This window comes from Falsihalocynthiibacter sp. SS001 (assembly GCF_042445055.1).
Taxonomy (GTDB): Bacteria; Pseudomonadota; Alphaproteobacteria; order Rhodobacterales; family Rhodobacteraceae; genus Falsihalocynthiibacter.
This window is the reverse complement of record NZ_CP170339.1, coordinates 519,140-538,257: the sequence shown is the minus strand read 5'-3', so window position 1 is coordinate 538,257 and position 19,118 is coordinate 519,140. Positions and strand designations below refer to the sequence as shown.

Below are 19,118 nucleotides of genomic sequence, written 5' to 3'. Positions count from 1 at the left end.
CGCGGAGTATCAGAATAAAAAGGGGGGGTCTATACCGCTGGTATGATTATTTCGGTCATCGGCGCTGAAAAGCGCGTCTCGACGAGTTAACTTCACAGATACAGCAAAATATGCGACATTCACAGCACTCAATTGATGAGGAGCAAGCGAATGCCAGACCCTTTTCAAGACGTGGACGCAGCGGGCGAGGAATTTGTCGCTTCATTTGCAGAGGCAATGGACGTTCGCCAATCGGATCCAACGATGGAAAAGATTGTTTCCAGCTATCTTAGCCAACTCGCGTTTAACGAAGACTCCCTAACGATTGAAGTTGGCTCTGGCGCCGGAGCTGTTTCTCGCAGAATTGCATCATTCGCCAATCCTAGCAAAGTTATTGGCTTTGAGCCTTCAACCGGTTTTGTCGCGGAAGCCCGAAACAGAGCCGAGGGCCTTGAAAACTTGGAGTTCAAGGTTGCCGATGGTGCAGCGCTTCCGCTTCCTGACAAATCCGTCGATAACGTCATAATGCATACTGTGCTCACCCATGTTACGCGCCCGGAATCACTCATCGCCGAAGCAAAACGCGTCCTGAAATCAGGGGGCCAACTTGTCGTCTGCGACGCCGACTTTTCTAAGGCAACGCTTGGGAGAGGACCGGGAGATCCACTTGAAGCGTGCGCAAAAGCGTTTGTCGAAGGGTTCGTGACAGATCCATTCTTCGTCGCGAAAGTTCGCAAGTTGATCGCCGCAGAGGGACTCCAGTTGGATCATTTCGAAGTTCAAAGCCGCACAGTCTTGGACAACGATCAAATGCTTCCATGGGTACAAGCAACATGTCAAAAAATGTTCGATCAAGGAGAGATTGGGCAAGCGCTGTTTGACGGTCTTATTGCAGAATATCGGCGCCGCGCGGATGCAAAACAACTCTACGGCTATCAAGTCTTCGCGACAGCAATTAGCCGCAAGCCCTAAGACAAACTATATCAAAGGCAATAAGGCTCAGAACCATTGGGGCGGGCGTGTTTCTCACGGGATTTCGCGAAAACGCAACTAACCAGAACAGCCTAAACTAGGACACGTAAGGCGATCTCTGTGGCCGAAGAGTAAATTCCGTAACACATGTCGTGTTCGGCAATGCGATAGAAGTGGCAATCATGGACGCGATATCCTCAAGCTGGATCATTAAATCGCGGTTCTTTCCCTTGTCGTTGACGGCCGGTGTATTCACAAAACCGGGGTGGACCAAAGTGACCCTAACACCATCCTCGCGAACCTCCTCAAATAGCGCCTTAGCGAACCCGACTTGCGCATGGCGCAGCGCACAATGGATTCCGTGGTTCTTCCATCCCAACCAACTGGTGGGACCACAAATATAGACTATCGCGCCTTCGGCCTCTTTGAGAGCTGGCAAAAGGTAAGCAGTTAATCGCATCGTCCCCCTAAGCACCTGATTGATCGAAATATCCCAGTCTTCGAATCTATCCGTGGATATCTCGCCATAGGTAAACTTTGCGGCGCAATGAATAAATGCATCTAGCTGCCGATGGTCTAGCACCCATTTCGCGAGACGGGACAACTCGTCCATATCACCCATCTCTGCGGTAACAAATTCCCCCGTGCCCCCCGCCTCTTTCACCAGATCAACTGTCTCATGCAGAGCACCTGATTGCCGACCGTGCGCCAAAATATGCCAACCTTGGGATGCTAGCTTTATGGCGGTACCCCGCCCTATTCCACTGGATGCTCCGGTAATAAGTGCTGTCTTTGGCATGACGAACCTCCCAGGAATCACGATTATACCATAATTTCTCGGAATTCTGAACGGTAAGGGCGTACCTTCAATGCGTCGGGGGGTGAATCGCCAATCCCTAAAACACAAAAAGCCCCCGCATCGCTGCGAGGGCTTTCCGAATTTTCAGAGAAGCAACTCTTAGAGTCCTGTGGACACGTCGATTGTGTTGCCTTCTTCAAGAGTAACGTAAGCTTTTTTCACGTCTTTACGGCTGCCAAGCTGGCCGCGGAAACGCTTTGCTTTACCCTTAGTGATCGTAGTGTTTACAGCTTTCACCTTAACACCAAACAGGCTTTCAACGGCCTCTTTGATTTGGGGTTTATTGCTGTCGATCGCTACTTCAAAAACGATGGCGCCATTCTCAGAAACCATAGTCGCTTTTTCAGTGATGACCGGCTTACGGATCACATCGTATTGTGCTGCTTTGGTGCTCATTTCAAACGTGCCTCCAATGCTTCGACACCTGCTTTCGTGATAACGAGTGTATCACGTTTCAGGATGTCATACACGTTCGCACCCATTGATGGCAGGATATCCAGACCGTCAATGTTACGTGCAGCGCGTGCAAAGTTTTCGTTTACGTCGGCACCATCGATGATCAAAGCGCGCTTCCAACCGAGTTCTTTAACCGCTTTTGCGAGAACAGAAGTCTTTGCGTCTTTGAAATCAGTCGTGTCGATCACAACCAACTCACCTGCATTTGCCTTTGCAGACAGTGCGTGGCGAAGACCAAGCTTACGGAACTTCTTTGTAAGCTCGTGGCCGTGGCTACGTGGGGTAGGACCCTTGTAAACACCACCTTTACGGAAGATCGGCGCATTACGGTCACCGTGACGAGCGCCACCGGTACCTTTTTGGCGATAGATCTTCTTGGTCGAGTAGGATGTCTCGCGGCGAGTCTTCACCTTGTGAGTGCCGGCCTGCGCATTGTTGCGCTGCCAGCGAACCACACGGTGCAGAATGTCCGCACGTGGCTCAAGACCGAAAAGGGCCTCGTCCAGATCCAAAGTGCCGGCTTTTTTGCCGTCAAGTTTGATTACATCAGCCTTCATTATTCTGCTCCTTCAGCGGGAGCCGCAGCGGCTTCAGCAGCGCTCTTGAGAGCAGCTGGGAAAGGCACACCGTCAGGCAGTTTCTTTTTAACAGCATCCTTGACCGTTACCCAGCCACCCTTGGAGCCCGGAACAGCGCCTTTAACCATGATCAAGCCACGGTCAGCGTCTGTACGAACAACTTCGAGGTTCTGAGTAGTTACACGGGCAGCACCCATGTGACCGGCCATTTTCTTACCTTTGAAAACTTTGCCGGGGTCTTGACACTGACCGGTCGAACCGTGCGAACGGTGCGAGATCGACACACCGTGAGAAGCGCGAAGGCCCCCAAAGTTGTGACGCTTCATAGCACCAGCAAAGCCTTTACCGATCGATGTGCCGGACACATCAACTTTTTGACCTGCAATGTAGTGTTCAGCAGAGATCTCTTCACCAACGGCAATGAGGTTCTCTTCGGAAACGCGGAATTCCGCAACTTTCCGTTTTGGAGCAACGTTCGCCTTCGCAAAATGGCCGCGCATCGCTTGCGATGTACGTTTTGCTTTGGCCGAACCAGCACCAAGCTGAACAGCTGTATAACCGTCGCGATCAGACGTGCGCTGATCAACAACTTGCAAGTTTTCGAGTTGGAGAACGGTTACAGGGATCTGTTTGCCGTCTTCCAAGAAAAGGCGGGTCATGCCAACCTTTTTCGCGATTACACCAGAGCGCATCTAAATACCCTCCTTAAACCTTGATCTCGACGTCAACACCAGCTGCTAGGTCGAGCTTCATCAGCGCGTCTACAGTTTGTGGTGTCGGGTCGACGATATCCAACAGGCGCTTGTGCGTGCGGATCTCGAACTGATCACGGGATTTCTTGTTCACGTGAGGGCCACGGAGAACCGTGAACTTCTCGATTTTGTTCGGCAGTGGGATTGGTCCACGAACCGTTGCGCCTGTGCGCTTGGCTGTGCTTACGATTTCTTGTGTGCTGGCGTCCAGAACACGGAAATCAAAAGCTTTGAGCCGAATGCGAATGTTTTGCGACTGCATGTCGTTGCCTTTCGCGGCTTTAGAGTTGAGAGGTGGAAACACGCGGGATTGCGCCCCCCACATCGAACCTAGTCTTTAGGTCAGTAAAATTGGCGCCACCCGAAGGAAGCGCCAAAAATTCATTAATTCGCTACGACTTATTCGTAGATTTTGGACACAACGCCGGAGCCTACTGTGCGGCCGCCTTCGCGGATCGCAAAGCGGAGGCCTTCTTCCATCGCGATTGGTGCGATGAGTTCAGCAGAAAGCTTCAGGTTGTCGCCTGGCATAACCATTTCTGTGCCTGCTGGCAGTTCAACTGTGCCTGTAACGTCCGTTGTACGGAAGTAGAACTGTGGACGGTAGTTCGCAAAGAATGGTGTGTGACGACCACCCTCTTCTTTGGTCAAGATATAAACCTCGGCCTCGAACTTTGTGTGTGGGTTCACAGAACCCGGCTTACACAGAACCTGACCACGCTCAACGCCTTCACGGTCAACACCACGCAGAAGCGCACCGATGTTGTCGCCTGCTTCACCACGGTCAAGCAGCTTGCGGAACATCTCAACACCTGTACAGGTTGTTTTCGATGTGTCGCGGATACCAACGATTTCAATCTCGTCGCCAACGTTGATCGCGCCACGCTCTACACGGCCAGTCACAACTGTACCACGACCGGAAATCGAGAATACGTCCTCGATCGGCATCAGGAATGGCTCGTCGATCGCACGTGGTGGCTGTGGGATGTACTCATCAACAGCAGCCATCAGCTCAGCAATTTTGTCTTTGCCGATTGCATCGTCGCGGTCTTCCAGAGCAGCCAAAGCAGAACCGGCAATCACTGGGATATCATCGCCAGGGTAACCGTATTCGTTCAGAAGCTCACGGATTTCCATTTCAACCAACTCAAGAAGCTCAGGATCGTCTACCTGGTCAACTTTGTTCATGAAAACAACCATGGATGGGATGCCAACCTGGCGACCCAAAAGGATGTGCTCACGTGTTTGTGGCATAGGGCCGTCAGCCGCGTTCACAACAAGGATCGCGCCGTCCATCTGTGCCGCACCGGTGATCATGTTTTTCACATAGTCAGCGTGGCCTGGGCAGTCAACGTGCGCATAGTGGCGCGCGTCTGTCTCATACTCAACGTGTGCTGTCGAGATGGTGATACCGCGTGCTTTTTCTTCTGGCGCGCCGTCAATCTCGTCATACGCTTTGAACGTATCAGAAAACTGCTTCGTGATCGCTGCTGTTAGTGTCGTCTTACCGTGGTCAACGTGACCGATTGTACCAATGTTACAATGCGGTTTCGTACGCTCAAACTTTTCCTTAGCCATGAGGGCCTCCTAGTGGTTAGTGAGCGGGCCAGAAAATACCTGACCCGCTATTTCGATTAGGCGAATTTCGCCTGAATTTCTTCCGAGATATTGGACGGAACTGGATCGTAGTGATCGAACTGCATCGAGAAGTTTGCGCGGCCCGAAGACATAGAGCGCAAGTTGTTGATGTAGCCGAACATATTCGCCAGCGGTACAAAAGCGTCGATTGCGATTGCGTTGCCGCGTGTATCCTGGCCTTGAACTTGACCACGACGCGATGTCAGATCGCCGATGACGTTACCTGTATACTCTTCAGGTGTGATCACTTCGACTTTCATGATTGGCTCAAGCAACTTCGCGCCAGCTTTGCGCATACCTTCACGCATACACATACGTGCAGCGATTTCGAAGGCGAGGATGCTGGAGTCAACATCGTGGAACTTACCGTCAAGCAGAACAACTTTGAAGTCGATCACAGGGAAGCCAGCAAGCGGACCGGAGTCCATAACCGACTGGATGCCTTTTTCAACACCAGGGATGTACTCTTTTGGAACCGCACCACCAACAATTTTGCTTTCGAAGGAGTAACCTTCGCCTGGCTCTGTTGGGATGATCGCCATTTTGACTTCAGCGTACTGACCCGAACCACCCGACTGTTTCTTGTGGGTGTAAGTGTGCTCGACTTCGTGACCGATCGTCTCGCGGTAAGCAACCTGTGGCGCACCGATGTTCGCTTCAACTTTGAACTCGCGCTTCAGACGATCAACAAGGATGTCGAGGTGAAGCTCGCCCATGCCTTTCATGATTGTCTGACCGGACTCAAGGTCAGTCTCAACGCGGAAAGATGGATCCTCAGCAGCCAAACGGCCAAGACCAGTAGACATTTTCTCTTGGTCAGCTTTGGTTTTTGGCTCAACAGCAATCTCGATCACAGGATCAGGGAATGTCATTGTTTCAAGAACCACAGGATCGTTCACAGCACAGAGGGTATCCCCTGTTGTTGTGTCCTTGAGGCCTGCAAGCGCGATGATGTCGCCAGCAAATGCTTCTTGGATCTCTTCACGATCGTTGGAGTGCATCATCATCATACGACCAACACGCTCTTTGCGGTTTTTCGTAGAGTTCAGAAGGCTATCACCTTTGTTCAACACACCAGAGTAGATGCGTGTGAACGTAAGTGTACCAACGAATGGGTCGTTCATGATTTTGAACGCAAGCGCAGAGAACGCCATGTCATCATCCGCACGACGCGGGATGTTACGTGTCTCTGTTTCGTCGCCTGGTTTGAAGCCCATGTAATCAACAACGTCGAGCGGGCTCGGCAGATAGTCGATAACAGCGTTGAGCAAAGGCTGAACACCTTTGTTCTTGAACGCAGAACCACAAAGAACAGGGATGAATTTGATTGCAAGCGTACCTTTGCGGATCAACTCACGGAGTTTCTCAACAGAAGGCTCTTCGCCTTCGAGGTATGCTTCCATTGCGTCATCGTCCATCTCTACCGCTGTTTCGATGAGCTTTGCGCGCCATTCATTTGCTGTATCCTGAAGCTCGGCACGGATCGGGCGTTTTTCCCAAGATGCACCAAGGTCTTCACCGGCCCAAACCCACTCTTGCATAGTGACGAGGTCAACCATGCCTTCGAGGTCGTTTTCAGAACCGATTGGGATCTGGATCGGCGCAGGTGTCGCACCTGTACGATCTTCGATCATGTGAACGCAGTTAAAGAAGTCCGCGCCGATTTTGTCCATTTTGTTAACAAAAACGATACGTGGAACTTTATAACGGTCAGCTTGGCGCCAAACAGTTTCTGTCTGAGGCTCAACACCCGCGTTCGCGTCAAGAACAGCAACAGCACCATCGAGAACCGCCAAGGAACGCTCAACTTCAATTGTGAAGTCAACGTGACCTGGTGTGTCGATGATGTTCATCCGGTGCTTTTCAGTTTCTGCATTCTCACCGTCTTCGGTGCGCTCCCAGAAAGTTGTTGTCGCAGCCGAAGTAATTGTAATACCGCGCTCTTGCTCTTGCTCCATCCAGTCCATAGTGGCCGCACCATCGTGCACCTCACCAATGTTGTGGGACTTGCCTGTGTAGTACAGGATGCGCTCGGAGCAGGTAGTTTTGCCTGCATCGATGTGCGCCATGATGCCGAAGTTGCGGTATCTGTCGAGAGGATATTCGCGTGCCATGGTGTTGGTCCTAAGCCCTAAGGGTTACCAGCGGTAATGGCTGAAAGCTTTGTTAGCTTCGGCCATTTTGTGGGTGTCTTCACGTTTCTTGACGGCTGTGCCGCGGTTGTTAACCGCATCCAGCAATTCGCCAGCGAGACGCTCTTCCATTGTGTTTTCGTTGCGCTTGCGAGCAGCAATGATCAACCAACGGATTGCAAGTGCTTCGCGACGCTCAGGACGCACATCTACAGGCACCTGATATGTCGCACCACCCACGCGGCGCGAACGCACTTCGAGGGATGGTTTAATGTTATCAAGTGCTTCGTGGAACACTTCTACGGGTGCGCGCTTGATCTTGTCTTCAACGCGGTCAAATGCGTTGTAAACAATACGCTCAGCGGCGGATTTTTTACCATCGATCATGAGGTTGTTCATGAACTTGGTTAGAACTTTATCCCCAAACTTAGCGTCTGGAAGAACTTCGCGCTTTTCAGCGGCGTGACGACGGGACATCTCAGTCTCCCCTTATTTAGGACGCTTAGCGCCGTATTTCGAACGACGTTGCTTACGATCTTTAACACCTTGGGTATCCAACACACCGCGCAGTACGTGGTAGCGAACACCCGGAAGGTCTTTTACACGACCGCCACGGATCAGAACAACAGAGTGCTCTTGAAGGTTGTGACCTTCACCCGGGATGTAGCTGATGACCTCGAAGCCATTTGTCAGACGCACTTTGGCGACGCGACGCATAGCGGAGTTCGGTTTCTTTGGTGTCGTTGTATATACACGTGTACATACGCCACGCTTCTGAGGACAAGCCTGCAGGTGCATGGACTTCTGACGTTTGATTTTCGGCTGGCGCGGCTTGCGGATCAGCTGTTGTATCGTTGGCATTCCGGTTATTTCCCCGTGTTGCAACACAAAATTATCAAAACGGGACGACGCCCCGTATGGCTCATAGGCATATCCCACGCACCAAACGCAAAAAACCACATCCATCCCCTCTATAGGAACGACGCGGCGGGCATCCAGAGGATCGGGGCATAGGGCCCGGATCGTGACCACTTGGGTTTTGATGGTGGCAATAAAGGGAATACACCCATGCCAAGTGGGCGCTGTTTATGGGGAGTCGCGGCGGTTGTCAACACAGGCAGGCCCGCAAATCGTTCAACTCTTGAAACACAGGCCAAAATTGGCGCATTTCTTAGTATTCAAGGCCAGTCCAGCAATACTGAACCGATGGAATCGCTTTTATATGCGCCGCTCGCGGGAATCAATCTTGCGTCTAAGGACCACCTGCTCGCGAAAGAGCGTGAACAGGCCGGAAGACACAACAATGACAATTCCAACGATGGTAAGCGCGTCTGGCAAATCACCAAATACAACCAGACCGAGGATGATCGCCCAGAGTATTCCAGAGTATCTGAACGGCGTAACCACCGCCAATGCACCAATCCGCATAGAGCCCACACTACAGGCATAGGCCCCCACAAGGCAGAGCGTCGCGCCCAGCAGATACCCTGCTGACGGCAAGGATATCGGCTTCCATGGCTCGAACGCGCCGCCCACCAGACCAAACAGCGTGACCGAGATCGCCGCATAGATAGACACGGGCCAAGTCGAGACCTGAGGCGAAAGTCTTCGGGATGACAGATCGCGCAAAGTGACGCAGGCTACGGCGGCCAATGCGTAGAGCGCATAGAGATCAAAATCCGTACCGGGCCTGATAATAAGCAAGACACCAATAAAGCCCACGATGATAGCGGCAAACCTTCGCCAGCCTAATGGCTCTTTGAAGAAAAGCGCGCCGGCAAGCGTGACAGTCAGCGGAAGGGATTGCATCACCGCGGTGATATTGGCGAGAGGCATATGCATAAGAGCGGTGATAAAGAAATACGAAGCGCCAACCTCTCCGAGGCATCTCCAGAAAACACGGAGGCTGTCGGCACGTTGCATTCGAAAATCGAGCCGACCGAGATAATATCCGATGGCAAAGAGGAAAAACGTAACCGCAAGACCACGTACAACCAGCGCCTGATAGAACGGAACTTCCGCCAACGCGAGCTTCATAAACGTATCGTTCACAACGAAACCCGCCATTGAGGCCACCATCATGCCCGCGCCTTGCAGGTTCTCGCGTTGTGTATGCTCGGTGATCATATGGATTTTAACTCGGTTAGATCAAAGGGGAAATGTTTTGAAATATCATTTGCCTTCTGCTCGGAAGTCATCTTATCCGAGAGGCCTACGATAACGGGATCGCTATCGTTGTCGTGATGTACCGAGCGCACAAAATTTGGCGTCGAAACATCTGAATAAAGGTTAAAGAACTGCCCGAGGAACCGGTGATTGCGGGCATAAACATTCTGCGGCTCACTAGCCTCCGCAAACAACGCCGAGCCCACCGAAACAGGCGTGCGTTCACGTGCATCTACGATACGGTTCTCGCCATCCTGAACATGGACGTAAAACCCACTATTAAACGCCAAAGCAACTGGCTCGTCTGGCTGACATAACGGTTTCAGCTTTCGCGCCGTTTGTTTGAGCCGCTTGATATAGGTCTGCGAAACGGCGTCATCATCATCCAGCCTAAAGCTTGTCCGGTGGCTATGGCCTTGCCTTGGAACGCCATCGAATGCCTTGCGAACAGCGGCGTAGTTGTAGTCACTCTCGCGCTGAACAATCCGCGCGTCGTGCAATGGGGCGATCAAAGCGGCAAGACGTTCGATCGCTTCTTGTGGCATCCGCTCTCCAACTAGAAACAAGATCGTAAACTCAGAATCCGTTTGCGCCAGAAGAGAGGGAAGGCAAAGCTTTTCAAAGAGATAGAACCGCCGCGCCAAACGATCAGGATCGAACAGGAAATCCTCAAGTGCGGCAATATCATCTCCGCCCTTCGCAAAGCCCGAAAGCGCTGGGAAGGAAAAGCGGACGAGGCCGATTATCTGATTTCTGAAATCCTGCGCCATTAAGATGCTCGCGGTTGTTTCGGTCAACCTAGTTCCGCTTCACAGGATTTCCCAGCCTAGAAATCACTTCGTCCCAAAAAAGAAAAGGCCCCCTCACCGAACAGCGAGGGGGCCAATTTCATAAGTTGTCCTAGACGATTACTCGTCGCGGCTCTCTTCGTTATCAACAACTGGTGTTGTGAAGACATCGCCACCGATCACATCGTCAGAAGGAACCGGCGCGGCCAAGGCTGCGGCCTGTTCAGCTTCAAGACGGCGTGCTTCAAGAACAACGTTGTCACGCTGGATAGCAACCGCACGCGCTTTCTGCGTCGCGCCACCAGTACCGGCAGGGATCAAGCGACCAACGATAACGTTCTCTTTGAGGCCAACCAGTTTGTCGCGCTTGCCTTGGACGGATGCCTCGGTAAGTACGCGGGTTGTCTCTTGGAACGACGCCGCAGAGATGAACGAACGTGTTTGAAGCGACGCTTTGGTGATCCCGAGAAGGATAGGCTCACCAGAAGCAAGGCGACGGCCAGCGGACTCCGCTTTCGCGTTTGCAGCGTCAAACTCGGCTTTGTCCACATGCTCGCCTTTGAGCAATGTAGTCTCGCCGCTGTCCAGAATTTCCCATTTCTGTAGCATCTGACGAACGATAACCTCGATGTGTTTATCGTTAATCTTCACGCCTTGGAGACGGTAAACTTCCTGAACCTCTTCAACCATGTAGTTCGCAAGAGCTTCAACACCCATAACTGCAAGAATGTCATGCGGCGCTGGGTTACCATCCATGATGTAGTCACCTTTGTGGACGAAATCGCCCTCGGCAACCGGGATGTGCTTACCTTTTGGAACCATGTACTCAAATGGCTCTAGGCTCTCATCTGCTGGCTCGATGGAAATGCGACGCTTGTTCTTGTAGTCGCGACCAAAGCGAACATAACCGTCGATCTCTGCGATGATCGCGTGATCTTTGGGGCGACGTGCCTCAAAGAGTTCCGCAACCCGTGGCAGACCACCGGTGATGTCTTTTGTTTTCGCACCTTCACGTGGAATACGCGCGATTACGTCACCAGCTTCGACTTTGGAGTTCTCTTCAACCGAAAGAACCGCATCAACCGACATCGGATAAGAAACAGGGTTCCCTGCATCGTTACGAAGTGGTTCGCCATCCTCACCGATGATGAAGATTTCAGGCTTCAGCTCGTTACCTTTAGGCGCAGCACGCCAGTCGATAACGATTTTCTGCGTCATGCCCGTTGCGTCGTCGGTATCGTCTCGCACCGAAGTACCCGAAGTAAGGTCAACGAATTTCGCTGTACCCGCTTTCTCGGCAATGATCGGAAGTGTGTATGGATCCCATTCAAACAGCTTGTCGCCGCGCACAACAGTTGCACCCGCTTTGACGTGTACTTTCGTACCATAGCTGATCTTGTGGCTAACCAGTTCGACACCATTCTCGTCTTGGATTGAGAGCAGCATGTTACGGCCCATAACGATCGCTTCACCCGCAGAGTTTTCGAGCAGCATTTCGTTAGAGAACGCAACTTTACCAGCGTGACTTGCCTCTTGGAACGATTGCTGACCACCCTGCGCAACACCACCAATGTGGAATGTACGCATTGTAAGCTGTGTACCAGGCTCACCAATGGACTGCGCCGCGATAATACCAACCGCTTCGCCTTGGTTCACCAATGTACCGCGTGCAAGGTCACGACCATAGCACATCGCACAAACGCCTTCTTCGGCCTCACAAGTCAGCGGGCTACGCATACGCATGGTAACGATGCCTGCTTCTTCGATGAGGTCAGATTTGCGCTCGTCGATCACTTCGTTCTTGGAAACGATCACTTCATCGGTGCCCGGTTTCAGGACATCCTCAGCAGCAACACGGCCCAGTACGATCTCGGAGATGCTTGCAACAACTTCACCGTCTTTTACTGCAGCTTCCGCAGTAATCGACGTTTCAGTTCCACAGTCATGCTCGCGAACGATACAATCCTGTGCAACGTCCACAAGACGACGTGTCAGGTAACCCGAGTTCGCCGTTTTCAACGCCGTATCGGACAGACCCTTACGAGCACCGTGGGTAGAGTTGAAGTACTCAAGAACCGACAGACCCTCTTTAAAGTTCGAGATAATCGGTGTCTCGATGATGTCGCCGTTCGGCTTGGCCATCAGGCCGCGCATCCCGCCGAGCTGTTTCATCTGAGTAACCGAACCACGCGCACCAGAGTGAGCCATCATGTAAACCGAGTTTGGTTCCATTTCGGCGCCGCTCTCGTCGGTACGGATCGCAGAAATTGTGCCCATCATCGCGTCAGTGACTTTGTCGTTACACTTGGACCAAGCATCGACAACTTTGTTGTACTTCTCGCCCTGAGTAATCAGACCGTCCATGTACTGTTGTTCAAAGTCGCGAACCTGATCGCGTGTCTCGTCAACGGTTTCCCATTTGGTGTCAGGAATAACCATGTCGTCCTTACCGAACGAGATACCCGCTTTAAACGCTTCACGGAAACCCATGGTCATGATCTGGTCACAGAAGATAACCGACTCTTTCTGACCGCAATAACGGTAGACGGTGTCGATGACTTTCTGAACGTCCTTCTTACGCAACAGGTTATTCACCAGCTCGAAAGGCGCTTTGGCGTTTTTCGGCAGAAGCGCACCAAGACGGATACGGCCAGGTGTGGTTTCAAACCGCACCATGATCTCGTTACCTTCTTCGTCGATCTGCGGAATACGCGCAGTCACTTTGGCGTGGAGGTGAACTTCACCGGAATCCAGCGCGTGCTGAACCTCGTCCACATCAGCAAAGGACATGCCCTCGCCCTTCATGCCTTCGCGCATCAAGGAGATGTAGTAGAGACCCAAAATCATGTCCTGTGAAGGAACGATAATCGGCGCACCGTTTGCAGGTGACAGAACGTTGTTAGTCGACATCATGAGAACACGTGCTTCAAGCTGTGCCTCAAGGCTCAGTGGTACGTGTACCGCCATTTGGTCGCCGTCAAAGTCAGCGTTAAAGGCCGAACACACAAGCGGGTGAAGCTGAATCGCTTTACCTTCGATGAGCATCGGTTCAAACGCCTGAATACCAAGACGGTGAAGCGTAGGCGCACGGTTGAGCATAACGGGGTGTTCCCGAATAACCTCATCCAAGATGTCCCAAACTTCGGGACGCTCTTTCTCCACCAGTTTCTTGGCTTGCTTCACAGTGGAAGACAGACCTTTGGCCTCAAGACGCGAGTAGATGAACGGCTTGAACAACTCCAACGCCATCTTCTTAGGAAGACCACATTGGTGCAGTTTCAATTCCGGACCCGTCACAATCACTGAACGGCCAGAGAAGTCGACGCGTTTACCCAAAAGGTTCTGACGGAAACGACCTTGCTTACCTTTGAGCATGTCAGACAGCGATTTCAGAGGACGCTTGTTCGCCCCTGTAATCACGCGGCCACGACGGCCATTGTCGAACAACGCATCAACGGATTCCTGCAACATCCGCTTTTCGTTACGCACGATGATATCAGGCGCACGAAGCTCGATCAGACGCTTCAGACGGTTGTTACGGTTGATCACACGGCGATACAGATCGTTAAGATCGGATGTCGCAAAGCGGCCACCATCCAGCGGCACCAATGGGCGCAACTCTGGCGGGATCACAGGGATCACGGTCATAACCATCCACTCAGGACGGTTGCCAGACTCAAGGAAGCTCTCGACGATCTTCAAACGCTTGATGATCTTCTTGGGCTTCAGCTCGCCTGTTGCTTCTTTCAGGTCCGCACGCAGCGTTTCTGCTTCGGCGTCGAGGTCGATCATCGACAGCATCTCGCGAATTGCTTCCGCACCGATACCAGCCGTAAACGCATCCATGCCGTAAGCGTCTTGGGCGTCCATGTACTCTTCTTCGGACATCAACTGACCATAAGTCAGATCTGTCAAACCGGGCTCAATCACCACGTAGTTTTCAAAGTAGAGAATACGCTCAAGATCGCGCAACGTCATATCAAGCATCAAGCCAATACGGGACGGCAGGGACTTGAGGAACCAAATATGCGCAACAGGTGCGGCCAGTTCGATGTGGCCCATGCGCTCACGACGCACTTTTTGAAGCGTAACTTCAACACCACATTTCTCGCAGACAACGCCGCGATATTTCATGCGCTTATATTTGCCGCAAAGACATTCGTAGTCCTTGATTGGCCCGAAAATACGCGCACAGAAAAGACCGTCACGCTCTGGCTTGAACGTACGATAGTTGATTGTCTCAGGCTTTTTGATTTCGCCATAAGACCACGAAAGGATCCGTTCAGGGCTCGCCAAAGAGACTTTGATCTCATCAAATGTCTTTTGTGGCGCGAGCGGGTTAAACGGGTTGTTTGTCAGTTCCTGGTTCATTTTGCGTTCCTTTTAATCAGGGGAAGGTGGGATGACTAAGGCGCGGGGCCCTACTCATCCTCCTCCGCATCCAGGAGTTCCATATTGAGGCCGAGGCCTCGGACCTCTTTGACCAGCACGTTGAAGCTTTCCGGTACGCCAGCTTCGAAGTTGTCGTCGCCTTTGACGATGCTTTCGTAAACTTTTGTACGGCCTGCGACGTCGTCCGACTTCACTGTCAGCATCTCTTGCAGCGTGTATGCCGCGCCATATGCCTCGAGTGCCCAGACTTCCATCTCCCCGAAACGCTGACCACCGAATTGAGCCTTACCGCCCAATGGTTGCTGCGTAACAAGGCTGTAAGGCCCAGTTGAACGTGCGTGGATTTTGTCGTCCACAAGGTGGTGCAGTTTGAGAAGATACTTCATCCCAACCGTTACCGGACGAGCGAACTGCTCACCTGTACGGCCATCATAAAGCACCGACTGACCCGAAGTGTCGAAACCGGCACGCTTGAGCGCATCGTTCACGTCAGCTTCTTTTGCACCATCAAACACTGGCGTAGCGATTGGAACACCGCGCGTTACGTTGCCCGCGGCCTCCAGAAGCTGTGCCTCGTCCATGTCGGCGATACCTTCGTCATAAACGACATCGCCATATGCGATCTTCATCGCATCACGAACTGGTGTCATGTCGCCAGAACGACGGTACTCACCAAGCGCTTCGTCGATCTGGATACCCAGACCACGGCTCGCCCAACCCATGTGGGTTTCAAGGATCTGACCAACGTTCATACGTGAAGGCACACCAAGTGGGTTCAAACAGAAGTCAACTGGCGTACCATCGGCGAGGAACGGCATGTCTTCCATAGGTACAACCTTGGAGATAACACCTTTGTTCCCGTGACGACCGGCCATTTTATCACCAGGCTGAAGCTTACGCTTCACAGCGATAAAGACTTTGACCATCTTCATCACGCCCGGAGGCAGATCATCACCACGACGGACTTTCTCAACTTTGTCCTCAAAACGTGCTTCCATCGCTTTTTTCTGAACTTCGTATTGAGCGTTCAGAGCTTCGACGATTTTCGCTGCTTCTTCGTCCTCAAGAGCCAACTGCCACCACAGACCTTTGGACAATGTGCCCAAGAGCTCTTCGGTCACTTCGGAGCCTGATTTGACGCCTTTTGGTCCTTTGGCAACGGTTTTACCCAGTACCATGGATTTCAAACGCGCATAGATGTTGCGGTCCAGAATTGTCAGCTCGTCATCACGGTCACGCGCAAGACGTTCGACTTCTTCGCGCTCGATCTGAAGTGCGCGCTCGTCTTTTTCAACGCCGTGACGATTAAAGACACGAACCTCAACAACTGTCCCGAAATCACCCGGTTTAACGCGGAGCGATGTATCGCGAACGTCAGAAGCTTTCTCACCAAAGATCGCACGAAGAAGTTTTTCTTCAGGCGTCATTGGGCTTTCGCCCTTCGGTGTGATTTTACCAACGAGGATATCACCAGGCTGAACTTCAGCACCGATATAAACGATACCCGCTTCGTCGAGGTTGCGAAGTGCTTCCTCACCGACGTTTGGAATATCGCGTGTGATTTCCTCAGGGCCGAGCTTGGTATCACGTGCCGCAACTTCGAATTCTTCGATATGCACCGAAGTAAACACGTCGTCACGAACGATACGCTCGGAGATCAGGATCGAGTCCTCATAGTTGTAACCGTTCCAAGGCATAAACGCCACGCAGACGTTCTTACCCAGAGCCAATTCACCTATATCAGTAGAAGGACCGTCAGCAATAACCTCGTTTTTGCCAACAACGTCGCCCACTTTCACCAGCGGACGCTGGTTGATACAAGTGTTTTGGTTCGAGCGCTGGAACTTGCGTAGACGATAGATGTCCACACCCGCATCACCCAATTCAAGGTCATGCGTCGCGCGAACAACGATACGCTGCGCGTCAACTTGGTCGATGACACCCGCACGCTTCGCCATGATCGACGCACCAGAGTCGCGTGCAACCACTTCCTCGATACCTGTCCCGACCAAAGGCGCCTCGGCCTGAAGCAATGGAACAGCCTGACGCATCATGTTCGAGCCCATCAAGGCGCGGTTAGCGTCGTCATTTTCAAGGAACGGAATAAGCGAAGCCGCAACCGAAACCAGCTGCTTTGGTGAAACGTCGATCAGATCTATGTTCTGAGCAGGGCTAAGTGTGTACTCGCCAGATTGACGTGCCGAAACGAGGTCGTTCTTGAACACACCCTTTTCGTCGATCTGAGCGTTCGCCTGCGCAACTGTGTGGCGCATTTCCTCTGTCGCTGACATGTAGTGAACTTCGTCAGTCACTTGTTTGTCGACAACTTTACGGTATGGCGTTTCGATAAAGCCGTACTTGTTTACGCGTGCGAATGTCGCAAGCGAGTTGATCAGACCAATATTCGGACCCTCAGGAGTCTCAATCGGACACATACGACCATAGTGCGTTGGGTGAACGTCACGAACCTCAAAGCCCGCGCGCTCACGTGTCAAACCGCCAGGCCCAAGCGCGGAAAGACGACGCTTGTGCGTGACTTCCGAAAGTGGGTTGGTTTGGTCCATGAACTGCGAAAGCTGCGAAGAGCCAAAGAATTCACGTACCGCAGCAGCAGCAGGTTTCGCATTGATCAGGTCTTGCGGCATCACTGTGTCGATTTCGACAGAGGACATACGCTCTTTGATCGCGCGCTCCATGCGCAACAGACCAACGCGGTACTGGTTTTCCATCAATTCGCCAACGGAGCGAACACGACGGTTACCAAGGTGGTCGATATCGTCGATATCGCCTTTGCCATCACGCAGCTCAACAAGTGCTTTGATACAGGCGACGATGTCTTCTTTGCGAAGTGTCCGCATTGAATCATCGGCATCCAGATCAAGACGCATGTTCATTTTCACACGACCAACAGCCGAGAGATCATAACGCTCGCTATCGAAGAACAATGTGTCGAACAGTGCGCTCGCGCTTTCAACGGTGGGTGGCTCACCCGGACGCATCACGCGGTAGATGTCCATGAGCGCGCTCTCGCGACCCATGTTTTTGTCTGCCGCCATTGTGTTGCGAATGTATGGACCAACGTTGACATTGTCGATGTCCAGAACAGGAATCTCGGTAATACCCGCGTCCAGAAGCTCCTGAAGAGAGCCGCCAGTGATTTCACCGGATTTGTCATACTCGAATTGCAGCTCATCGCCCGCTTCGACGTAGATCGCGCCAGTTTCTTCGTTGATGATGTCACGTGCAACGAACTTGCCGATGATTTGCTCGAACGGCAAGAGAAGGTCCGTAACGGCACCGTCTTCAATCAACTGCTTAACAGCGCGTGGCGTAACTTTCTTGCCAGCTTCGGCGATGACTTCACCAGTTTTCGCATCAACGAGATCGTATGTCGGACGTGTACCGCGTACACGCTCTGGGAAGAACTTGGTTGCCCAACCTTTGTTCTTCTTGAGCTTGTAAGTCACGGTATCATAGTACGCGTCACAGATGCCTTCCTGATCAAGACCCAACGCATAAAGCAGGGTTGTCACAGGGAGCTTACGACGACGGTCGATGCGTGCGAACACGATGTCCTTGGCGTCGAACTCAAAGTCCAACCAAGAACCACGGTAAGGAATGATGCGGCATGCGAAGAGCAACTTACCAGAAGAGTGTGTTTTGCCTTTGTCGTGATCAAAGAAAACACCTGGTGAGCGGTGCATCTGAGAAACGATAACACGCTCGGTGCCATTCACGACGAATGTACCGTTCGGTGTCATCAATGGCATGTCGCCCATAAAGACGTCTTGCTCTTTGATGTCCTTGACGGTTTTCGCGCCTGTGTCCTCGTCTACATCAAACACGATAAGACGCAGCGTTACCTTCAACGGCGCGCTGTAGGTCATGTCGCGTTGCTGACACTCTTCTACATCATATTTTGGTTGCTCAAGCTCGTATTTTACGAATTCGAGAATCGATGTTTCGTTAAAATCTTTGATCGGGAAAACCGACTGGAAAACACCGTTAATGCCTTCGCCATCCAAGGGCGTAGGTTGATCACCGGATTTCAAAAACAAATCATACGAAGATTTTTGAACCTCAATAAGGTTCGGCATCTCAAGAACTTCGCGGATTTTACCGAAATATTTGCGAAGCCGTTTTTGGCCAAGGTAGGATTGAGCCATGTGCGTGGTCACCTTTCAGATTTTTCGCTGATACATCCAAGCTGGGCATCAAGGACGCATCGCAAAACAAAGCAATTCGGATCTATTCTCGGACACCGGCCCACCGGTCCCGCCCGACCCATTGAATCGCTCCTTAGAAAACGCCCGTCGCGGGCAGACCTTTTCTAAGACGCGATAGGCTGGATCCAGAATATTCCCCGGATCCAGCCAATTTTTTGTAATCACCTGGGACGATCGTCC

At 52.1% G+C, this 19,118-nt stretch carries 14 protein-coding genes; 1 reads left to right on the top strand and 13 read right to left on the bottom strand.

What is annotated here, in order from left to right:
* Positions 1-150: 150 nt before the first annotated feature.
* Entirely contained in the window at positions 151-951 is an 801-nt protein-coding gene (locus ACFE33_RS02580) for a class I SAM-dependent methyltransferase (protein ID WP_380056500.1), read from the top strand.
* A gap of 97 nt (positions 952-1,048) precedes the next feature.
* Here ACFE33_RS02580 and ACFE33_RS02575 read toward each other — a convergent pair whose 3' ends face one another.
* The 13 genes from ACFE33_RS02575 to rpoB form a co-directional block, all read right to left on the bottom strand.
* Positions 1,049-1,750 (bottom strand): SDR family NAD(P)-dependent oxidoreductase, encoded by a 702-nt coding sequence (locus tag ACFE33_RS02575; protein WP_380056497.1) that lies wholly within the window; start codon positions 1,748-1,750, stop codon positions 1,049-1,051.
* A 159-nt stretch (positions 1,751-1,909) separates the two neighbouring features.
* On the bottom strand, positions 1,910-2,206 hold the full coding sequence (locus ACFE33_RS02570; protein ID WP_380056495.1) for a 50S ribosomal protein L23: 297 nt from the start codon (positions 2,204-2,206) through the stop codon (positions 1,910-1,912).
* Entirely contained in the window at positions 2,203-2,823 is a 621-nt protein-coding gene (gene rplD, locus ACFE33_RS02565; protein WP_380056492.1) for a 50S ribosomal protein L4, read from the bottom strand. The genes ACFE33_RS02570 and rplD overlap by 4 nt, the downstream gene beginning before the upstream one ends.
* A complete protein-coding gene (gene rplC / locus ACFE33_RS02560; protein WP_380056489.1) occupies positions 2,823-3,536 on the bottom strand; it encodes a 50S ribosomal protein L3 in 714 nt (237 codons plus the stop codon). The genes rplD and rplC overlap by 1 nt, the downstream gene beginning before the upstream one ends.
* 13 nt (positions 3,537-3,549) lie before the next feature.
* Positions 3,550-3,858 carry a 30S ribosomal protein S10 gene (gene rpsJ, locus ACFE33_RS02555; RefSeq protein ID WP_263954417.1) on the bottom strand — a complete coding sequence of 103 codons (309 nt, stop codon included), beginning with the start codon at positions 3,856-3,858 and terminating at the stop codon, positions 3,550-3,552.
* Positions 3,859-3,995: 137 nt separating this feature from the next.
* The gene (gene tuf / locus ACFE33_RS02550; RefSeq protein ID WP_380056447.1) at positions 3,996-5,174 is read right to left on the bottom strand and encodes an elongation factor Tu; all 1,179 of its coding nucleotides are present in this window, start codon (positions 5,172-5,174) and stop codon (positions 3,996-3,998) included.
* A gap of 56 nt (positions 5,175-5,230) precedes the next feature.
* Complete coding sequence (gene fusA / locus ACFE33_RS02545) at positions 5,231-7,348, bottom strand: elongation factor G (RefSeq protein ID WP_380056486.1); 2,118 nt, start codon at positions 7,346-7,348, stop codon at positions 5,231-5,233.
* 24 nt (positions 7,349-7,372) lie between these two features.
* Positions 7,373-7,843 carry a 30S ribosomal protein S7 gene (rpsG, locus tag ACFE33_RS02540; RefSeq protein ID WP_380056483.1) on the bottom strand — a complete coding sequence of 157 codons (471 nt, stop codon included), beginning with the start codon at positions 7,841-7,843 and terminating at the stop codon, positions 7,373-7,375.
* 12 nt (positions 7,844-7,855) lie between these two features.
* Positions 7,856-8,227 carry a 30S ribosomal protein S12 gene (rpsL, locus tag ACFE33_RS02535; RefSeq protein WP_380056480.1) on the bottom strand — a complete coding sequence of 124 codons (372 nt, stop codon included), beginning with the start codon at positions 8,225-8,227 and terminating at the stop codon, positions 7,856-7,858.
* A gap of 357 nt (positions 8,228-8,584) precedes the next feature.
* Entirely contained in the window at positions 8,585-9,493 is a 909-nt protein-coding gene (locus tag ACFE33_RS02530; RefSeq protein WP_380056477.1) for a DMT family transporter, read from the bottom strand.
* The gene (locus ACFE33_RS02525; protein WP_380056475.1) at positions 9,490-10,329 is read right to left on the bottom strand and encodes a glycosyltransferase; all 840 of its coding nucleotides are present in this window, start codon (positions 10,327-10,329) and stop codon (positions 9,490-9,492) included. The genes ACFE33_RS02530 and ACFE33_RS02525 overlap by 4 nt, the downstream gene beginning before the upstream one ends.
* Positions 10,330-10,440: 111 nt before the next feature.
* Positions 10,441-14,691 (bottom strand): DNA-directed RNA polymerase subunit beta', encoded by a 4,251-nt coding sequence (gene rpoC / locus ACFE33_RS02520; RefSeq protein ID WP_380056472.1) that lies wholly within the window; start codon positions 14,689-14,691, stop codon positions 10,441-10,443.
* Positions 14,692-14,741: 50 nt separating this feature from the next.
* Positions 14,742-18,878 (bottom strand): DNA-directed RNA polymerase subunit beta, encoded by a 4,137-nt coding sequence (rpoB, locus tag ACFE33_RS02515; protein ID WP_380056469.1) that lies wholly within the window; start codon positions 18,876-18,878, stop codon positions 14,742-14,744.
* Positions 18,879-19,118 lie beyond the last annotated feature (240 nt).